At 62.3% G+C, this 15,234-nt stretch carries 15 protein-coding genes; 11 read left to right on the top strand and 4 right to left on the bottom strand.

Annotated elements, in window-relative coordinates; all coding sequences use genetic code 11:
• Positions 1-6: 6 nt before the first annotated feature.
• The 4 genes from AWB67_RS05895 to nadC all read left to right on the top strand — a co-directional run bounded on the left by AWB67_RS05895 (position 7) and on the right by nadC (position 4,913).
• The gene (locus AWB67_RS05895; RefSeq protein WP_087655286.1) at positions 7-1,371 is read left to right on the top strand and encodes a mechanosensitive ion channel family protein; all 1,365 of its coding nucleotides are present in this window, start codon (positions 7-9) and stop codon (positions 1,369-1,371) included.
• A 209-nt stretch (positions 1,372-1,580) separates the two neighbouring features.
• Complete coding sequence (locus AWB67_RS05890) at positions 1,581-2,777, top strand: DesA family fatty acid desaturase (protein ID WP_087655285.1); 1,197 nt, start codon at positions 1,581-1,583, stop codon at positions 2,775-2,777.
• A 115-nt stretch (positions 2,778-2,892) separates the two neighbouring features.
• Complete coding sequence (gene nadA, locus AWB67_RS05885) at positions 2,893-4,023, top strand: quinolinate synthase NadA (RefSeq protein WP_087655284.1); 1,131 nt, start codon at positions 2,893-2,895, stop codon at positions 4,021-4,023.
• Positions 4,020-4,913: a carboxylating nicotinate-nucleotide diphosphorylase gene (gene nadC / locus AWB67_RS05880; protein WP_087655283.1), complete on the top strand. Its 894-nt coding sequence runs from the start codon at positions 4,020-4,022 to the stop codon at positions 4,911-4,913. Before nadA ends, nadC begins: the two co-directional genes overlap by 4 nt.
• Here the strand turns inward: nadC and nadB are convergent.
• The 4 genes from nadB to radC all read right to left on the bottom strand — a co-directional run bounded on the left by nadB (position 4,910) and on the right by radC (position 8,070).
• A complete protein-coding gene (nadB, locus tag AWB67_RS05875; RefSeq protein ID WP_087655282.1) occupies positions 4,910-6,508 on the bottom strand; it encodes an L-aspartate oxidase in 1,599 nt (532 codons plus the stop codon). The genes nadC and nadB overlap by 4 nt on opposite strands.
• Before the next feature lie 204 nt (positions 6,509-6,712).
• Entirely contained in the window at positions 6,713-6,880 is a 168-nt protein-coding gene (gene rpmG, locus AWB67_RS05870) for a 50S ribosomal protein L33 (RefSeq protein ID WP_006478046.1), read from the bottom strand.
• Between the two features lie 11 nt (positions 6,881-6,891).
• Positions 6,892-7,125 carry a 50S ribosomal protein L28 gene (gene rpmB, locus AWB67_RS05865; RefSeq protein ID WP_087647953.1) on the bottom strand — a complete coding sequence of 78 codons (234 nt, stop codon included), beginning with the start codon at positions 7,123-7,125 and terminating at the stop codon, positions 6,892-6,894.
• Between the two features lie 222 nt (positions 7,126-7,347).
• The gene (gene radC, locus AWB67_RS05860) at positions 7,348-8,070 is read right to left on the bottom strand and encodes a RadC family protein (RefSeq protein WP_087655281.1); all 723 of its coding nucleotides are present in this window, start codon (positions 8,068-8,070) and stop codon (positions 7,348-7,350) included.
• 201 nt (positions 8,071-8,271) lie between these two features.
• Here radC and AWB67_RS05855 point away from each other — a divergent pair, with 201 nt between their 5' ends.
• From AWB67_RS05855 to AWB67_RS05825, 7 genes are all read left to right on the top strand, one after another.
• Positions 8,272-8,727 carry an FKBP-type peptidyl-prolyl cis-trans isomerase gene (locus AWB67_RS05855; protein WP_062635140.1) on the top strand — a complete coding sequence of 152 codons (456 nt, stop codon included), beginning with the start codon at positions 8,272-8,274 and terminating at the stop codon, positions 8,725-8,727.
• 2 nt (positions 8,728-8,729) lie between these two features.
• Positions 8,730-9,686 carry a 4-hydroxy-3-methylbut-2-enyl diphosphate reductase gene (ispH, locus tag AWB67_RS05850; protein WP_087655280.1) on the top strand — a complete coding sequence of 319 codons (957 nt, stop codon included), beginning with the start codon at positions 8,730-8,732 and terminating at the stop codon, positions 9,684-9,686.
• Between the two features lie 420 nt (positions 9,687-10,106).
• Positions 10,107-11,333 carry a branched-chain amino acid ABC transporter substrate-binding protein gene (locus AWB67_RS05845; protein ID WP_087655279.1) on the top strand — a complete coding sequence of 409 codons (1,227 nt, stop codon included), beginning with the start codon at positions 10,107-10,109 and terminating at the stop codon, positions 11,331-11,333.
• 225 nt (positions 11,334-11,558) lie between these two features.
• Complete coding sequence (locus AWB67_RS05840; RefSeq protein ID WP_087655278.1) at positions 11,559-12,509, top strand: branched-chain amino acid ABC transporter permease; 951 nt, start codon at positions 11,559-11,561, stop codon at positions 12,507-12,509.
• 16 nt (positions 12,510-12,525) lie between these two features.
• Positions 12,526-13,695, top strand: coding sequence for an ABC transporter permease subunit (locus AWB67_RS05835; RefSeq protein ID WP_087655277.1), 1,170 nt, complete (start codon positions 12,526-12,528; stop codon positions 13,693-13,695).
• A 16-nt stretch (positions 13,696-13,711) separates the two neighbouring features.
• Positions 13,712-14,488: an ABC transporter ATP-binding protein gene (locus AWB67_RS05830; protein ID WP_087655276.1), complete on the top strand. Its 777-nt coding sequence runs from the start codon at positions 13,712-13,714 to the stop codon at positions 14,486-14,488.
• Positions 14,488-15,210, top strand: coding sequence for an ABC transporter ATP-binding protein (locus AWB67_RS05825; RefSeq protein WP_200822176.1), 723 nt, complete (start codon positions 14,488-14,490; stop codon positions 15,208-15,210). Before AWB67_RS05830 ends, AWB67_RS05825 begins: the two co-directional genes overlap by 1 nt.
• The last annotated feature ends 24 nt before the right edge of the window (positions 15,211-15,234 follow it).

The following is a 15,234-nucleotide window of genomic DNA, read 5'->3' as shown; positions in this document are numbered from 1 at the left end:
GCCGGCATGCAGGATCGCTACTTTTCCCACATGCTCGGCGGGCTCGTTCGTGATTTCGGCGAGCCTGCGGTGATCTGGCAGGCGCTCGTGTTGCTCGGCCTGCTTGCCGTCGCGTGGTGGCTCGCACGCGTGTTGCGGCGGCGGCTCGAAGAGCGCCGCCAGTCGCGCTTCGAAGCGCTGCGTTTCGGCGCCGAAAGCCTCAACAAGGCGCTCTTTCCGCTGCTCGGCACGGTGTTCGTGTCGATCGCGCAGCTCGTGATGTCGCGGTTCATGCACACCGCGCTCCTGCAGCTCGCGCTCGTGCCGCTCCTCGGCATCACCGTCATCTACACGATGTTCTACGTCGCGCGCCGCGTGTTCAGCCGCGGCGGCGAGGCGCACGCGCTCCTCTTCGTGTTCGAAAAAGTCGTGACGACGCTCGTCTGGGTCGCGATGCTCCTGACCGTGATGGGCATCCAGCAGGACGTCGTGAACTGGATGGCGAGCGTGCGTTTCAGCGTCGCGAACGCGCATTTGACGCTGCTGTCGCTTGCGACTGGCGTGCTGTGGGTGTGCATTACGCTGATCGTGGCGATGTGGGCGGGCGCGTCGCTCGAAGACCGCCTGATGCGCTCGCGCTCGCTCGACGCCAACGTCAGGATTGTGCTCGCGCGCCTCGGCCGGGCGCTGATGATTCTGGCGGCGATCCTGATCAGCCTGTCGATCGTCGGCATCGACGTTACCGTGCTCGGCGTGTTCGGTGGCGCGCTGGGCGTGGGGCTCGGCTTCGGCTTGCAGAAGATCGCGAGCAACTACGTGTCGGGCTTCATCATTCTGCTCGACCGGTCGCTACGTCTCGGCGACATGATCAATGTCGCGAATTTTCAGGGCACGGTCACGCAGATCCGCACACGCTATACGGTCGTGCGCGGGCTCGACGGCATCGAGACGCTGATTCCGAACGAAAAGCTCATCACCGACGTCGTGCAGAACCATTCGTCTTACCTGACGCGCGGCAACGCGAAGCTCGCCGTGCAGGTGAGCTACCGGTCTGACCTGGAACGCGCGCTCGCACTGCTTGTCGAAGCCACGAAAGGCGTTGAGCGCGTGCTGCAGGACCCGGCGCCCGCCGCGCTGCTCGCCAATTTCGGCGCCGACGGCATCAATCTGGAATTGAGCTTCTGGATCGAGGATGCAGCGAAAGGTACGGGCGGTGTCAAATCGCAGGTGAACCGGAACATATGGCGGCTATATTGCGAATACGGCATTGAAATTCCGTTCGCGCAACGCGAGATAAGGATTATCGACGGCGCGACGAATTCGGTAATTTCGCCCGCATCACCAGCGTCATCCAATACACCGAATCGGCAATCGCCGGACCGATCTCAATAATCTGTCCAACCTTACGGATAACGCGCAAATCTGAAGGCGTCAGATCTTCTTATATTTGCCCCGTATCAAAAAATTCTCCCTTTGGCACAAAGACTTGGAACGCTTGAAGTAGAATGCAATCGAACTCGTGCGCATACCTTTCATGCGCCCAACACGGGTCGAGTGTACTTTTCGACCGGCCATTTTTTCCGCCTCAACAGGAAATTGCCTTGCTGAACTCCTCGCTTGAATTTCTCGCCAACGGATTGCTCGACTTTTCCTGGTGGCAGATCTTGCTGTTCACACTCGTGATGACTCACATCACGATCATTGGCGTCACGGTCTATCTGCATCGCTGCCAGGCGCACCGCGCCCTGGAGCTGCATCCGATCGCCAGCCACTTCTTCCGCTTCTGGTTGTGGATGACCACGGGCATGCTGACCGGCCAGTGGGCCGCGATCCATCGCAAGCACCACGCGAAGTGCGAAACCGAAGAAGATCCGCATAGCCCGCAGACGCGCGGCATCTGGAAGGTGCTGTTCCAAGGCGCGGAACTGTATCGTTCGGAAGCGAAGAACGAAGAAACGATGCGCAAGTTCAGCCACGGCACGCCGAACGACTGGATCGAACGCAACATCTACACGCGTTACCCGATCCTCGGCATCAGCATCATGATGGTCATCGACGTCGCGCTGTTCGGCATCGTCGGGCTGTCGGTGTGGGCCGTGCAGATGATCTGGATTCCGTTCTGGGCCGCAGGTGTCGTGAACGGTCTCGCGCACTGGTGGGGTTATCGCAATTTCAATTCGTCGGATGCGAGCACGAACATCTTCCCGCTCGGCATCATCATCGGCGGTGAGGAGTTGCACAACAATCACCATACGTTTGCGACGTCGGCGAAGCTGTCGAACAAGTGGTACGAGTTCGATATCGGCTGGATGTACATCCGCATCATGTCGGCGTTCAAGCTGGCGAAGGTGAAGAAGCTCGCGCCGATGCCGCGTCTCTCGGCCAGCAAGCCCGTACTCGACGAAGATACGCTGCAGGCCGTGCTCGCGAACCGCTACGAAGTGATGGCGCGTTATGCCAAGGCGGTGAAACAGGCGTATCGCCAGGAACTGTCGAAGTTGAAGGAAGCCGGTGCGCGCGAGAAGTACCAGTTGATGCACGGCGCCCGCAAGTGGTTCCACAAGGACGAAGACGGCCTGAACGAGCCGCAGCGCCAGCAGTTGCCGCAAATCTTCTCGGACAACCAGAAGCTGCGCACGTATATCGAGCTGCGCAAGGATCTGTCGGCGATGTGGGACCGTTCCAACGCTTCGCGCGAACAACTGCTCGCGCAATTGCAGGACTGGTGCCACCGCGCGGAGCAAAGCGGCATCAAGTCGCTGCAGGAATTCGCGCTGCGGCTGCGTCGCTACGCCTGACCGAGCGGATCGATATCCGTTAAAATTTAATGACGTCACAAGACCCCGCTCTGGCGGGGTTTTTGTTTTTGGGCGGCTGGATTTGCAGCGGGAACGGCAGGAGACAGAGGACAGCATGGAAGCGAGCATCAAGAGCGTCGAATACGATCGGCCGCACGGCTTGACGTGCGGAGTGGGCGAAGCATGGGCACGAGTGCCGGATGCACCATCGGCGGAGCGCAAGCGCGAACTGAAGGCGCGAATTCGCGGGCTGCTCGAGCGCGAGAAGGCGGTGCTGGTCGCGCACTATTATGTCGATGCCGAATTGCAGGAACTTGCCGACGAAACCGGCGGCTGTGTTGCCGATTCGCTGGAAATGGCGCGTTTCGGGCGTGATCACGAAGCGCGGACGCTGGTCGTCGCCGGCGTGCGTTTCATGGGCGAGACCGCGAAAATCCTCAGCCCCGAAAAGCGCGTGCTGATGCCGGATCTCGACGCCACCTGTTCGCTCGACCTCGGCTGTCCCGCAGACGAATTCTCCGCGTTTTGCGACGCGCATCCCGATCGCACCGTCGTCGTGTACGCGAACACCAGCGCGGCCGTGAAGGCGCGCGCAGACTGGATGGTGACCTCGTCGATCGGGCTCGAGATCGTCGCCGATCTCCACGCGCGCGGCGAAAAGATCCTGTGGGCGCCGGATCGGCATCTGGGCGGCTACATTCAGAAGAAAACCGGCGCCGACATGCTGCTGTGGCAGGGCTCGTGTCTCGTCCACGACGAATTCAAGGGCATCGAACTCGATCTGCTGCGCGCCGAGTATCCGGACGCGAAGATCCTCGTTCATCCGGAATCGCCGGAAGCGGTGGTGGCGCTCGCGGACGTGGTCGGTTCAACGACGCAACTCATCGATGCCGCCGTGCGCCTTGACGCGCAGCGCTTCATCGTCGCGACGGACCTCGGGATTCTGCACAAGATGCGGCTCGCGGCGCCGGGCAAGACGTTCATCGAAGCGCCGACCGCCGGCAACAGCGCGAGCTGCAAGAGCTGCGCGCATTGCCCGTGGATGGCGATGAACGGCCTGGAGAATCTGGCCGAAGTGCTGGAGCGCGGCCACAACGAGATTTTCGTCGACCCGGCGACCGGCGCGCGCGCGCGTCTGCCGATCGACCGGATGCTCGATTTCGCCACGCGTCACAAGAAGCGCGTGCAGGCGAGTGGCGACCTCGCGAAGGACGGCGCGCTGTTTTCGAACGTGGGAGCGGCATGATGGGCGTGGCTTCGAACGATTTCGTGCCGCCGCTCTTCGCGGAAATCCGCGCGCAATACGGCGACGCTTTTGATGCGGCGCTCTCCCGTAACGTCGCGGATGCGCTCGCCGAAGACATCGGCAGCGGCGATCAGACCGGCCGCCTCGTTCCCGCCGATGCCGAGCGCACGGCGCGCATTACGGTGCGTGAGGAAGCGGTGCTGTGTGGCGTGCCGTGGTTCAACGAGGTGATGCGGCGCGTCGATCCGTCGATTGACGTGCAGTGGCAGTATCGCGAAGGCGACCGGATGGCGGCGAACTCGCCCGTCGTGCTGCTGCGCGGGCCGGCGCGCGCGCTCTTGACCGCCGAGCGCAACGGCCTCAACTTCCTGCAATTGCTCTCGGGTGTTGCGACCGCGACGCGCCGTTTCGTCGATGCGATCGAAGGCACGCGCGCGCGGATTCTCGACACGCGAAAGACGCTGCCGGGACTGCGGCTCGCGCAGAAATACGCGGTGCGCGTGGGCGGCGGCGCGAACCAGCGGCTCGCGCTCTACGATGGCATGCTGATCAAGGAGAACCACATCGCGGCGGCGGGCGGCGTCGGCGCGGCGATGGATGCGGCGCTCGCGCTGAACGCGGGCGTGCCGATCCAGATCGAAGTGGAAACGCTCGTGCAACTGGAGTCGGCGCTCGCGCATCGCGCGGAATCGATCCTGCTCGACAACTTCGATTTCGACGCGATGCGCGCCGCCGTGAAAATCACGGGCGGAAGGGCGGTACTGGAAGTGTCTGGCGGCGTCAATTTCGAGACAGTTCGGACGATCGCGGAAACGGGAGTCGACCGGATCTCGATCGGTGCGCTCACGAAGGACGTGCGCGCCACCGACTACTCGATGCGCCTGATCTAAACCTTGCGCCGCCGGGACACCGGCGGCGTGAGCACCGTTGCCAGCGCCTTCGGCAGCGTGTCGGGCCAGTCGCGGCTGAAGTGCAGCCCGCGGCTTTCGCGGCGCGAACACGCGCTTTCCACGATCAGCGACGCCACGTCGACCAGATTGCGCAGTTCCAGCAGATCGCGGCTCACCTTGAAATTCGCGTAGTACTCGTGGATCTCCTCGCGCAGCATCGCGATCCGGTGTTGCGCGCGCGCGAGGCGCTTGTCGGTCCGCACGATGCCGACGTAATTCCACATCAGCCGCCGCAATTCGTCCCAGTTGTGCGCCACGACCACTTCTTCGTCCGGATCGGAGACGCGGCTTTCGTCCCAATCGGGCAAAGGCGCGTGGCCGGCCGCCGAAAAACCCTGCGCTTCGATCTCGTGCGCGGCCGCCCGGCCGACCACCAGGCATTCGAGCAGCGAATTGCTCGCCAGCCGGTTCGCGCCGTGCAACCCCGTGCACGACGTCTCGCCGACCGCATAGAGGCCGACGCGATCCGTGCGCCCGGCAAGATCCGTCACGACGCCGCCGCACGTGTAGTGCGCCGCCGGCACGACGGGAATCGGCTGCTTCGCGATATCGATGCCGAACTCACGGCAGCGCGCGAGGATCGTCGGGAAGTGTTCTTCGAGAAACGCGCGCGGCTGATGGCTGATATCGAGATAAACGCAGTCGATGCCGCGTTTCTTGATCTCGAAGTCGATCGCCCTCGCGACGATATCGCGTGGCGCCAGTTCAGCCCGCTCGTCGTGGGCGGGCATGAAGCGCGTGCCGTCGGGCAGCCGCAGGATGCCGCCTTCGCCGCGCACCGCCTCCGAGATCAGGAAGGATTTTGCGTACGGGTGGAAGAGGCAGGTCGGGTGAAACTGGATGAACTCCATGTTCGACACACGGCAGCCGGCGCGCCAAGCCATCGCGATGCCGTCGCCGGTCGCGGTGTCGGGGTTTGTCGTGTAGAGGTAGACCTTGCCCGCGCCGCCCGTGGCGAGCACGGTGTGCGGCGCTTCGATAGTCACCGTGCGGCCGCTTGCGAGATCGAGCGCGTAAAGGCCGTGACAGCGATGCCCCGGCAGGCCTAGCCGCTCGGACGTGATCAGGTCGATCGCGTAGTGATCTTCGAGCACCGTGATGTTCGGATGATTGCGCACGCGCTCGTTGAGCGTGCTCACGACGGCGTGACCGGTGGCGTCGGCGGCGTGGATGATCCGGCGATGGCTGTGGCCGCCTTCGCGCGTCAGGTGAAAACCGAGTTCGGCGGAGACGTCCTTCGTGAAAGGCACGCCTTCCTCGATCAGCCACTCGATCGCCGCGCGCCCGTTCTCGACGATGAATCGCGTAGCCGCTTCGTCGCAGAGTCCGCCGCCGGCGACGAGCGTGTCGTCCACGTGATTGTCGATGCTGTCGCCGGAATCGAGCACGGCGGCGATGCCGCCTTGCGCCCAGTCGCTCGCGCCGTCGCTGACGGTGCGCTTCGCGATGATCGCGACGCGGCGCGTGCGCGCGAGATTCAATGCCACGCTCAGGCCCGCCAGGCCGCTGCCTACGATTGCTACGTCGAAATTCATGCTGCCGCTTCTCCGTCGATAGTCCATGTGCCGTCTTCGCGCACCGAATATGTCGAACGTGTGACACACGCCGAAGACATAGCCAGCAAGGATACCGGGCAATCACGAAGACCGACAGTCGGCCGAATGCTCATCCGACGCGCAAAAACAAAAAGCCCCGCGAATGCGGGGCTTTTTGCTGTCTTGTCAGGCTCTGAAACCAGATTACTTGATCTTGGTCTCTTTATACTCGACGTGCTTGCGGACGACGGGATCGAACTTCTTGATCGCCATCTTTTCCGGCATGTTGCGCTTGTTCTTCGTCGTGGTATAGAAGTGACCCGTACCTGCGGTCGATTCCAGCTTGATCTTGTCGCGTGCGCCCTTGGCCATTTCCGTGCTCCTTAGACTTCGCCGCGTGCGCGCAGGTCTGCGAGCACGGAGTCGATACCGTTCTTGTCGATCAGGCGCAGACCGGCGTTCGACACGCGCAGACGGACCCAGCGGTTTTCGCTTTCAACGAAGAAACGACGGTTCTGCAGGTTCGGCAGGAAACGACGCTTGGTACGGTTGTTCGCGTGGGAAACGTTGTTGCCGCTCATCGGCGCCTTCCCAGTTACTTGGCATACGCGTGCCATGAGAGCACTCCTAATACGCTGAAATTCTGAGTTCGAACGCCTTGTGGACCCCGGTTTGAAACTTAACCGTTGAGAACCACACTAACATTCCGCGCTCGGAACAGGTTGGTTGAAAGAAGCAAACCGCGATTCTAGCAGCAAAAAGTCTGCAATATCAAGCCTTTTTGGTTTGTTCCCATTGTAGCGAAGCGGCATATGAGACAGAAACCGCGCGTGCAAGGTTCAGAGCCAACCGTTCCGGGCGAAGGAGAAGATTTCGTTTGATGCCACGACCATATGGTCGTGCAGCCGCACATCGATCAGCGTGAGCGCGTCTTGCAGCGTGCGCGTAAGATGCCGGTCGCTGGCACTCGGCGCGACGCCACCCGACGGATGATTATGCGCGACGACCAGCCCCACCGCATTCAGCGACAGCGCCCGCCGCACGATCTCCCGCGGATACACCGCGACGCGCGTGATCGAGCCGCGCGCCGATTCCTCCACGTGCAACAACTTATGCCTCGCGTCGAGATAGAGGCTGACGAACACCTCATAGGGCCGCGTGCCTATCAGCAGCTTCAGATAATCCTCGACGGCGCCCGGTGTATCCAGCAAAGCGCGGTCGCGCGCTTTTTCGGCGAGTGCCCGCCGGCACAGTTCAGACACCGCGAGCAACTGCGCCGCCCGCGCCGGTCCGATGCCGCGCAGCGCGCACAACTGCGCGGCGGAGGCATCGAGGACGCTACGCAGGCTGCCGAAATGCGCCAGCAGTTCACGGGCGAGGTCGACCGCAGTCCAGCCGGGGATGCCCGACTGCAGAAAAAGCGCGAACAGTTCGGCGTCGGAAAGGGAAGCTGAGCCTGTTTCGAGCAACCGTTCGCGCGGCCGCTCGCTCTCCGCCCAATCGCGGATAGGCAATACGCGCGCTGTCCCGCCGCCCGCGACCAGCCGGAGATTCGCGTTCATGCCTGCCTCCGTTGTCGCGCCCCGCCGGCGAACCACCACCCGCTCTGTATATAGTACGGGCGCACACTCGCGACGAACCGACGCGCGGCGTCCCCTTGCAACTGTGTTTTACAATAGAGGTTTGGCGCGCCGCTTCGCCTGGTCTTCGCGGCGTCTTCCGCGCGCGCCCTGTCCCCGACTGACCGGCTACGTCCAATACACATGAGCATCATCGATATCTCCGAGGTGAAACCCGGTTCGCACGTCACGCTTCACTACCGGCTCGCACTTGCCGATGGCGCCGACATCGTCAATACCTTCACCGACAAGCCCGCGACGCTCCTTCTGGGCGCCGGTCAACTCGCGCCGCCGCTCGAAGAGATTCTGCTCGGGCTCAAGGTCGGCCACCATTCGACCTTTCAGCTAACGCCCGAGCAGGCGTTCGGTCCCCGTAATCCGGAGCTGATTCAGCGCGTGTCGCTCGCGACGCTGCGCGAAAACAGCATGATCGGCGAGGATTTTTCTCCGGGCGATCTCGTCGAATTCAACGCGCCCGGCGGCGGCCGCTATGCGGGCGTGCTGAAGGAAGTCGGCGAAACGTCGGCGCTGTTCGACTTCAACCACCCGCTCGCCGGCCAGGCGCTGGCGTTCGAAGTGAAAATCATCGGAATTCTGTAGCCATGAGCCTCGCTGACACCCTCACCGATGTCGAAATCCTGCTCGCGCAGCCGCGCGGCTTCTGCGCCGGCGTCGATCGCGCAATCGAGATAGTCGAGCGCGCCATCAAACTGTTCGGCGCGCCCATCTACGTGCGTCACGAAATCGTGCATAACGCCTATGTCGTGGAGGATCTGCGCAAGAAGGGCGCGATTTTCATCGAGGATCTCGCGGACGTTCCCGCCGGCAGCACGCTGATATTCAGCGCGCACGGCGTCTCGAAGGCGGTGCGCGGCGAGGCCGAGACGCGCGGCCTGCGCGTATTCGACGCCACCTGTCCACTCGTGACCAAGGTTCACATGGAAGTTGCGAAGATGCGCCAGGAAGGCTTCGACATCGTGATGATCGGCCACAAGGGCCACCCGGAAGTGGAAGGCACGATGGGGCAGGCGGGCGAGGGCATGCATCTCGTCGAGGATATCGACGACGTCATGGCGCTCGCGCTGCCGAACGCCGAGCGCATCGCGTACGTGACGCAAACGACGCTCTCGGTGGACGACGCATCGGCCATCATCGACGCGCTTAAAACGAAATACCCGCTCGTGAAGGAGCCGAAGAAGCAGGACATCTGCTATGCGACGCAGAATCGCCAGGACGCGGTGAAGTTCCTCGCGCCGCAGTGCGACGTGGTGATCGTGGTCGGCAGCCCGAACAGCTCGAATTCGAGCCGTCTGCGCGAAGTGGCCGAGAAGCGCGGCATCCCCGCCTATATGGTGGATTCGCCGACGCAGATCGATCCGAAGTGGGTCGAAGGCAAGAAGCGGATCGGCGTGACGGCAGGAGCGTCGGCGCCCGAGGTGCTGGCGCAGGCGGTAATCGCGCGGTTACGTGAGCTCGGCGTGCGCAACGTGCGGCCGCTCGACGGCATCGAGGAGACGATTTCGTTTCCTTTGCCACGTGGATTGGCTCTGCCGCAGTGATACGGTGAAATTGGAAGCGTCCCGCGGGGCGCTTTTTTTCATCCATTAAATATCTTATATAGGCTAGAAATAACGCAACACCTCGAAAGAACTTTGATTCTTGAGAATGGTTGCACTCAAATGGTGCGAACTCGGCAGCTCGGGTAACGCAGGGATTTCCCTTATCAATCACGACCCCCGCGAACCTTACAGTTCCGCCCCGCTTCAACGCTTACATTTTTTGGTGCAACTGCTGCACAAGCACGGATCGCAACCTGGTTGCGCCTCAGCGCGAAAATCGGTCAAAAATAACGGTTGCAATGCAGGAAAACCCCTGTCACATAACAATATTGCCCGTCTCATAATTAGCGTTACAATGCGCGCGTTCCAGGCCGGAAGGGCCTGAAACATCAGCTTTCCAAGGCGCAGGAGACCTACTTAATGCGAGTCAAGTTTGCTTACGCCGTGACCATCGCGGCTGCGGTTGCGATGAGCACCGCATGCAGCAAGAAAAGCGATGGCGAGGCGAGCACAGGGGCATCGGCCGCGAGTTCCGCGTCGGCGCCCGCCGCCGCTGCACCGCCACCGCCGGCGAGCGAAGCGGCGACGGTCGTGAAGATCGGCCATGTCGCGCCACTGACCGGCTTGCAGGCGCATCTCGGCAAGGACAACGAGAACGGCGCCCGCCTCGCGCTCGAGGAAATCAGCGCGCAGGGCCTCACGATCGACGGCCATCCGATCAAGCTCGTGCTCGACGCCCAGGACGACGCCGCCGATCCGCGCACCGGCACGGAAGCCGCGCAGCGCCTGATCGACGACAAGGTGGTCGCCGTCATCGGTCATATGAATTCGGGTGTATCGATCCCGGCCGCTAAGATCTACAGCGACGCGAACGTGGCGCAGATCTCGCCCTCGACCACCAATCCGCAGTACACGAAGCAGGGTTTCAAGACGACGTTTCGCGTCGTCGCAACGGATGCGCTGCAGGGGCCGGTGCTCGCCGACTACGCGGCGAAGACGCTGCACGCAAAGAAAGTCGTGATCGTCGACGATACCTCCGCCTACGGCCGCGGCCTCGCGGACGAGTTTTCGAAGACGGCGCAGACAGGCGGCATGAAGGTGCTGTCGCGCGAGGCGACCAGCGAAAAGACGCGCGACTACAAGGCGATTCTGACAAAAATAAAACGATCTCAGCCCGACGTCGTAATGTACGGCGGGATGGATGTGACCGGCGGCCCCTTCATCAAGGAAGCGGCGGCGGCTGGCATCAAGGCAAAGATTCTTGCCGGTGACGGGGTGTGCACCGACAAGGTCGCGGCGCTCGCGGGCGACGCCGTGCAAAACCTCGTCTGTTCGGAAGCGGGTCTCGCGCTTTCGAAGATGGACAAGGGAGCGGACTTCTCCCAGAAATACGAAGCCCGCTTTCACACGCCGGTGCAGATTTACGCGCCTTTCACGTATGACGCAATGTACGTGATCGTCGACGCAATGAAACGCGCCAATTCCATCGAAGCGCCCAAGGTGCTCGCTGCGATCGCGTCGACCGATTTCAACGGTCTGACGGGACACATCGCATTCGACGACAAGGGCGATTTGAAGGCAGGCACGATCACGCTTTATGACTTCAAGGACGGCAAGAAAAACGTCCTCGATGTCGTGAAGCAGTGATGGCTGGGCGTTTGCAGCCTGACGGCGCCAGCTACCCGGTGGCGCCGTTTCCGTATCCGTCCGACAGGTGTCCGCAGCCAGATCCGGCAGCGGGCGCGGGTCGAGGCGATTGACCCTTACCGGTTTTTTTACACGTACGCGCGGTGCCGTTCTCGATTTCGCTTCACACCGGTTTATCGGCCGGTGATAAAGCGGTATCTGGTCGCACGGGCTAAGGAGCTTTAAATGGATATTTTCATCCAGCAGATCTTGAACGGTCTGGTGCTTGGCAGCGTCTACGCCATCATCGCACTGGGTTATACGATGGTGTACGGCATTCTGGGCATCATCAACTTCGCGCACGGCGACGTGCTGATGGTCGGCGCGATGGTGGCGCTGTCCGCCGTCGGCGTCATGACGAATCACTTTCCCGGCTTGCCCGGGCCGATCATGCTGCTCATTGCGCTGGTGGTTGCCGCCGTGGTGTGCGCGCTGGTCGGTTACACGATCGAACGCGTGGCTTACCGGCCGCTGCGCAAGGCACCGCGTCTCGCCCCGCTGATCACCGCGATCGGCGTGTCGATTCTCCTCCAGACGCTCGCGATGATGATCTGGGGCCGCAATCCGCTGCCGTTCCCGCAGCTCCTCCCGACCGATCCGATCAACGTGATCACCGCAACCGCCGATCGTCCGGGCGCCGTGATCTCGATGACCGAAATCGTGATCATCGTGGTGGCGTTCCTCGTGATGGGCGGGCTCCTGCTGCTCGTGCACAAGACGCGTCTCGGCCGCGCGATGCGCGCGATCGCTGAAAACCCCGGCGTCGCGTCGCTGATGGGCGTGAATCCGAACTTCGTGATTTCCGCGACCTTCATGATCGGCTCGGCGCTTGCCGCACTCGCCGGCGTCATGATCGCGTCCGAATACGGCAACGCTCACTTCTACATGGGCTTTATCCCTGGTTTGAAGGCGTTCACGGCGGCGGTGCTGGGCGGGATCGGCAACCTCGGCGGCGCAATGGTCGGCGGCGTGCTGCTCGGCCTCATCGAACAGTTGGGCGCGGGTTACATCGGCAACCTGACGGGCGGCGTCTTTGGCAGTAACTACCAGGACGTGTTCGCGTTTGTCGTGCTGATCATCGTGCTTGTGTTCCGTCCGTCCGGCTTGCTCGGCGAACGTGTGGCTGACCGCGCATAAAAGGGAGCGTAAAAAAATGACATCGATTCAACCGATTGAGCCGTCGACGACGCTCATCCCCGAGAAAAAAGGCGCAAAAAGCTACGCGATCACGATTCTCGTCGCCGCGCTCGTGATCATGGCGCCGATGGTGATCGGCGCGGCCGGCGGCAATTACTGGGTGCGCGTGCTCGACTTCGCGATGCTCTACGTGATGCTGGCGCTGGGGCTAAACGTGGTGGTCGGCTTCGCCGGCCTGCTGGACTTGGGCTATATCGCGTTCTACGCGGTCGGCGCTTACGTGGCGGCCTTGCTGTCGTCGCCGCAGTTGACGAATCAGTTCGAATGGATCGCGCACCTCGCGCCCGGCGGATTGCACGTCCCGTTCCTGCTGATCGTGCCCTGCGCGATGGCGGTCGCGGCCACGTTCGGCGTGCTGCTCGGCGCTCCGACGCTGCGCCTGCGCGGTGACTACCTCGCGATCGTGACGTTGGGCTTCGGGGAAATCGTCCGGATCTTCATGAACAACCTCGATCGTCCGATCAACATCACGAACGGTCCGAAGGGCATTACCGGTATCGATCCGGTGACCGTCGCCGGCTTCAATCTTTCGCAGACGCACGAGTTCTTCGGACTGAAGTTCCCGTCCGTGTACATGTATTACTACCTGTTCGTGCTGTGCGCGCTGTTCGTGATCTGGGTCTGTACGCGCCTGCAGCACTCGCGCATCGGCCGCGCATGGGCCGCGATCCGCGAAGACGAGATCGCCGCCAAGGCGATGGGCATCAACACGCGTAACGTCAAGCTGCTCGCGTTCGCGATGGGCGCGTCGTTCGGTGGACTCTCGGGTGCGATGTTCGGCGCGTTCCAGGGCTTCGTGTCGCCGGAATCGTTCACGTTCTGGGAATCGATCGTCGTGCTGGCGTGCGTGGTGCTCGGCGGCATGGGCCATATTCCCGGCGTGATTCTCGGCGCGGTGCTGCTTGCCGTGTTTCCCGAATTCCTGCGCTCGACGATGGGCCCGCTGCAAAACGCCATTTTCGGTCATCAGATCGTCGATACCGAAGTCATCCGCCAGTTGCTGTACGGCCTGGCCATGGTGCTGATCATGCTGTATCGCTCGGAAGGCCTGTGGCCCGCCGCAAAACACGAAGACAAGATCGCGAAGATCGCGAAGCGCGCTGGCAAGAAGCCGGTGCGCGCTTAAAGCGGGGGAACCAGACATGAGCGAACAACAAACTCGATTGTCCGTGCAGGGCGTCAACAAGCGCTTCGGCGGCTTGCAGGCGCTTTCCGACGTCCGTCTCGAAATCAAGGCGGGCGAGATTTACGGCCTGATCGGCCCGAACGGCGCGGGCAAGACGACGTTCTTCAACGTGATCACGGGCCTCTACACGCCGGATTCGGGCGTCTTCAAGCTCGACGGCGTGGCCTACACGCCGACTGCCGTTTATCAGGTGGCGCAGGCGGGCATTGCGCGCACGTTCCAGAACATTCGCCTCTTCGGCGGCATGACCGCGCTCGAAAACGTGATGGTCGGGCGCCACGTGCGCACGAAGCACGGCCTGATCGGCGCGGTGTTCCAGACCCCGGCCGAGCGCCGTGAAGAGCGCGAGATCAAGGAACGCGCGCTGGAACTGCTCGAATACGTGGGCGTCCTGCAATACGCGGATTACACGTCGCGCAATCTGTCGTACGGGCACCAGCGGCGTCTCGAAATTGCGCGTGCTTTGGCGACCGATCCGAAGCTGCTCGCACTCGACGAACCCGCCGCCGGCATGAACGCGACGGAGAAAGTGGAACTCACGCGCCTGCTCGACAAGATCCGCGCCGACGGCAAGACGATTCTGCTGATCGAACACGACGTGAAACTGGTGATGGGATTGTGCAACCGGATGACGGTGCTCGATTACGGCAAGGTGATCGCCGAGGGTCTGCCGCAGGACGTGCAGAAGGACCCGAAGGTGATCGAGGCATATCTGGGAGCAGGGGTCCACTGATGGCGACGACTAACGCGATGTTGAAAATCAAGGGCCTGCAGGTCAATTACGGCGGGATTCAGGCGGTCAAGGGTGTCGATCTGGAAGTCGGGCAGGGCGAACTCGTCACGCTGATCGGCGCGAACGGCGCCGGCAAGACCACGACGATGAAGGCCATCACGGGTCTCAAGCCGTATTCGGCGGGCGACATCGAATACATGGGCCAGTCGATCAAGGGCGTGCCGACGCATGAGCTGCTCAAGCGCGGCCTCGCGATGGTGCCGGAAGGGCGCGGCATCTTCGCGCGGATGTCGATTCTGGAAAACATGCAGATGGGCGCGTACCTGCGCAACGACAACGACGGAATCCAGAAGGATACCGAGCGCATGTTCGGCTTCTTTCCGCGGCTGAAGGAGCGCGCGTCGCAGTACGCGGGGACGCTCTCGGGCGGCGAACAGCAGATGCTGGCGATGGCGCGGGCGCTCTTGTCGCGTCCCAAACTGCTGTTGCTCGACGAACCGTCGATGGGTCTCTCGCCGATCATGGTCGAGAAAATCTTCGAAGTGGTGCGCGAGATTTCGGGCGAAGGGCTGACGGTGCTGCTCGTCGAGCAGAACGCACGGCTTGCGTTGCAGGCGGCAAATCGCGGCTACGTGATGGACTCGGGTCTCGTCACGATGACTGGCGATGCGAAGACCATGCTCGACGATCCGAAGGTGCGGGCGGCTTACCTGGGCGAGTGATTCGCGACAGGCCGTGTCGAAAAG

The sequence above is a fragment of the Caballeronia terrestris genome, from assembly GCF_001544515.1.
GTDB lineage: Bacteria > Pseudomonadota > Gammaproteobacteria > Burkholderiales > Burkholderiaceae > Caballeronia > Caballeronia terrestris.
The sequence above is the reverse complement of the archived record's forward strand: the minus strand, read 5'-3'. Positions and strand labels throughout refer to the sequence as shown.

Bases quoted from the DNA above. Each gene is read 5' to 3' on its own strand.
- AWB67_RS05830 (WP_087655276.1), top strand. From the start codon at position 13,712: ATGAGCGAACAACAAACTCGATTGTCCGTGCAGGGCGTCAACAAGCGC.
- AWB67_RS05825 (WP_200822176.1), top strand. From the start codon at position 14,488: ATGGCGACGACTAACGCGATGTTGAAAATCAAGGGCCTGCAGGTCAAT.
- nadB (WP_087655282.1), bottom strand. From the start codon at position 6,508: ATGAATTTCGACGTAGCAATCGTAGGCAGCGGCCTGGCGGGCCTGAGC.
- AWB67_RS05855 (WP_062635140.1), top strand. From the start codon at position 8,272: ATGAGCATCATCGATATCTCCGAGGTGAAACCCGGTTCGCACGTCACG.
- rpmB (WP_087647953.1), bottom strand. From the start codon at position 7,125: ATGGCACGCGTATGCCAAGTAACTGGGAAGGCGCCGATGAGCGGCAAC.
- nadA (WP_087655284.1), top strand. From the start codon at position 2,893: ATGGAAGCGAGCATCAAGAGCGTCGAATACGATCGGCCGCACGGCTTG.
- AWB67_RS05845 (WP_087655279.1), top strand. From the start codon at position 10,107: ATGCGAGTCAAGTTTGCTTACGCCGTGACCATCGCGGCTGCGGTTGCG.
- AWB67_RS05840 (WP_087655278.1), top strand. From the start codon at position 11,559: ATGGATATTTTCATCCAGCAGATCTTGAACGGTCTGGTGCTTGGCAGC.
- rpmG (WP_006478046.1), bottom strand. From the start codon at position 6,880: ATGGCCAAGGGCGCACGCGACAAGATCAAGCTGGAATCGACCGCAGGT.
- ispH (WP_087655280.1), top strand. From the start codon at position 8,730: ATGAGCCTCGCTGACACCCTCACCGATGTCGAAATCCTGCTCGCGCAG.
- radC (WP_087655281.1), bottom strand. From the start codon at position 8,070: ATGAACGCGAATCTCCGGCTGGTCGCGGGCGGCGGGACAGCGCGCGTA.
- AWB67_RS05835 (WP_087655277.1), top strand. From the start codon at position 12,526: ATGACATCGATTCAACCGATTGAGCCGTCGACGACGCTCATCCCCGAG.
- nadC (WP_087655283.1), top strand. From the start codon at position 4,020: ATGATGGGCGTGGCTTCGAACGATTTCGTGCCGCCGCTCTTCGCGGAA.
- AWB67_RS05895 (WP_087655286.1), top strand. From the start codon at position 7: ATGCAGGATCGCTACTTTTCCCACATGCTCGGCGGGCTCGTTCGTGAT.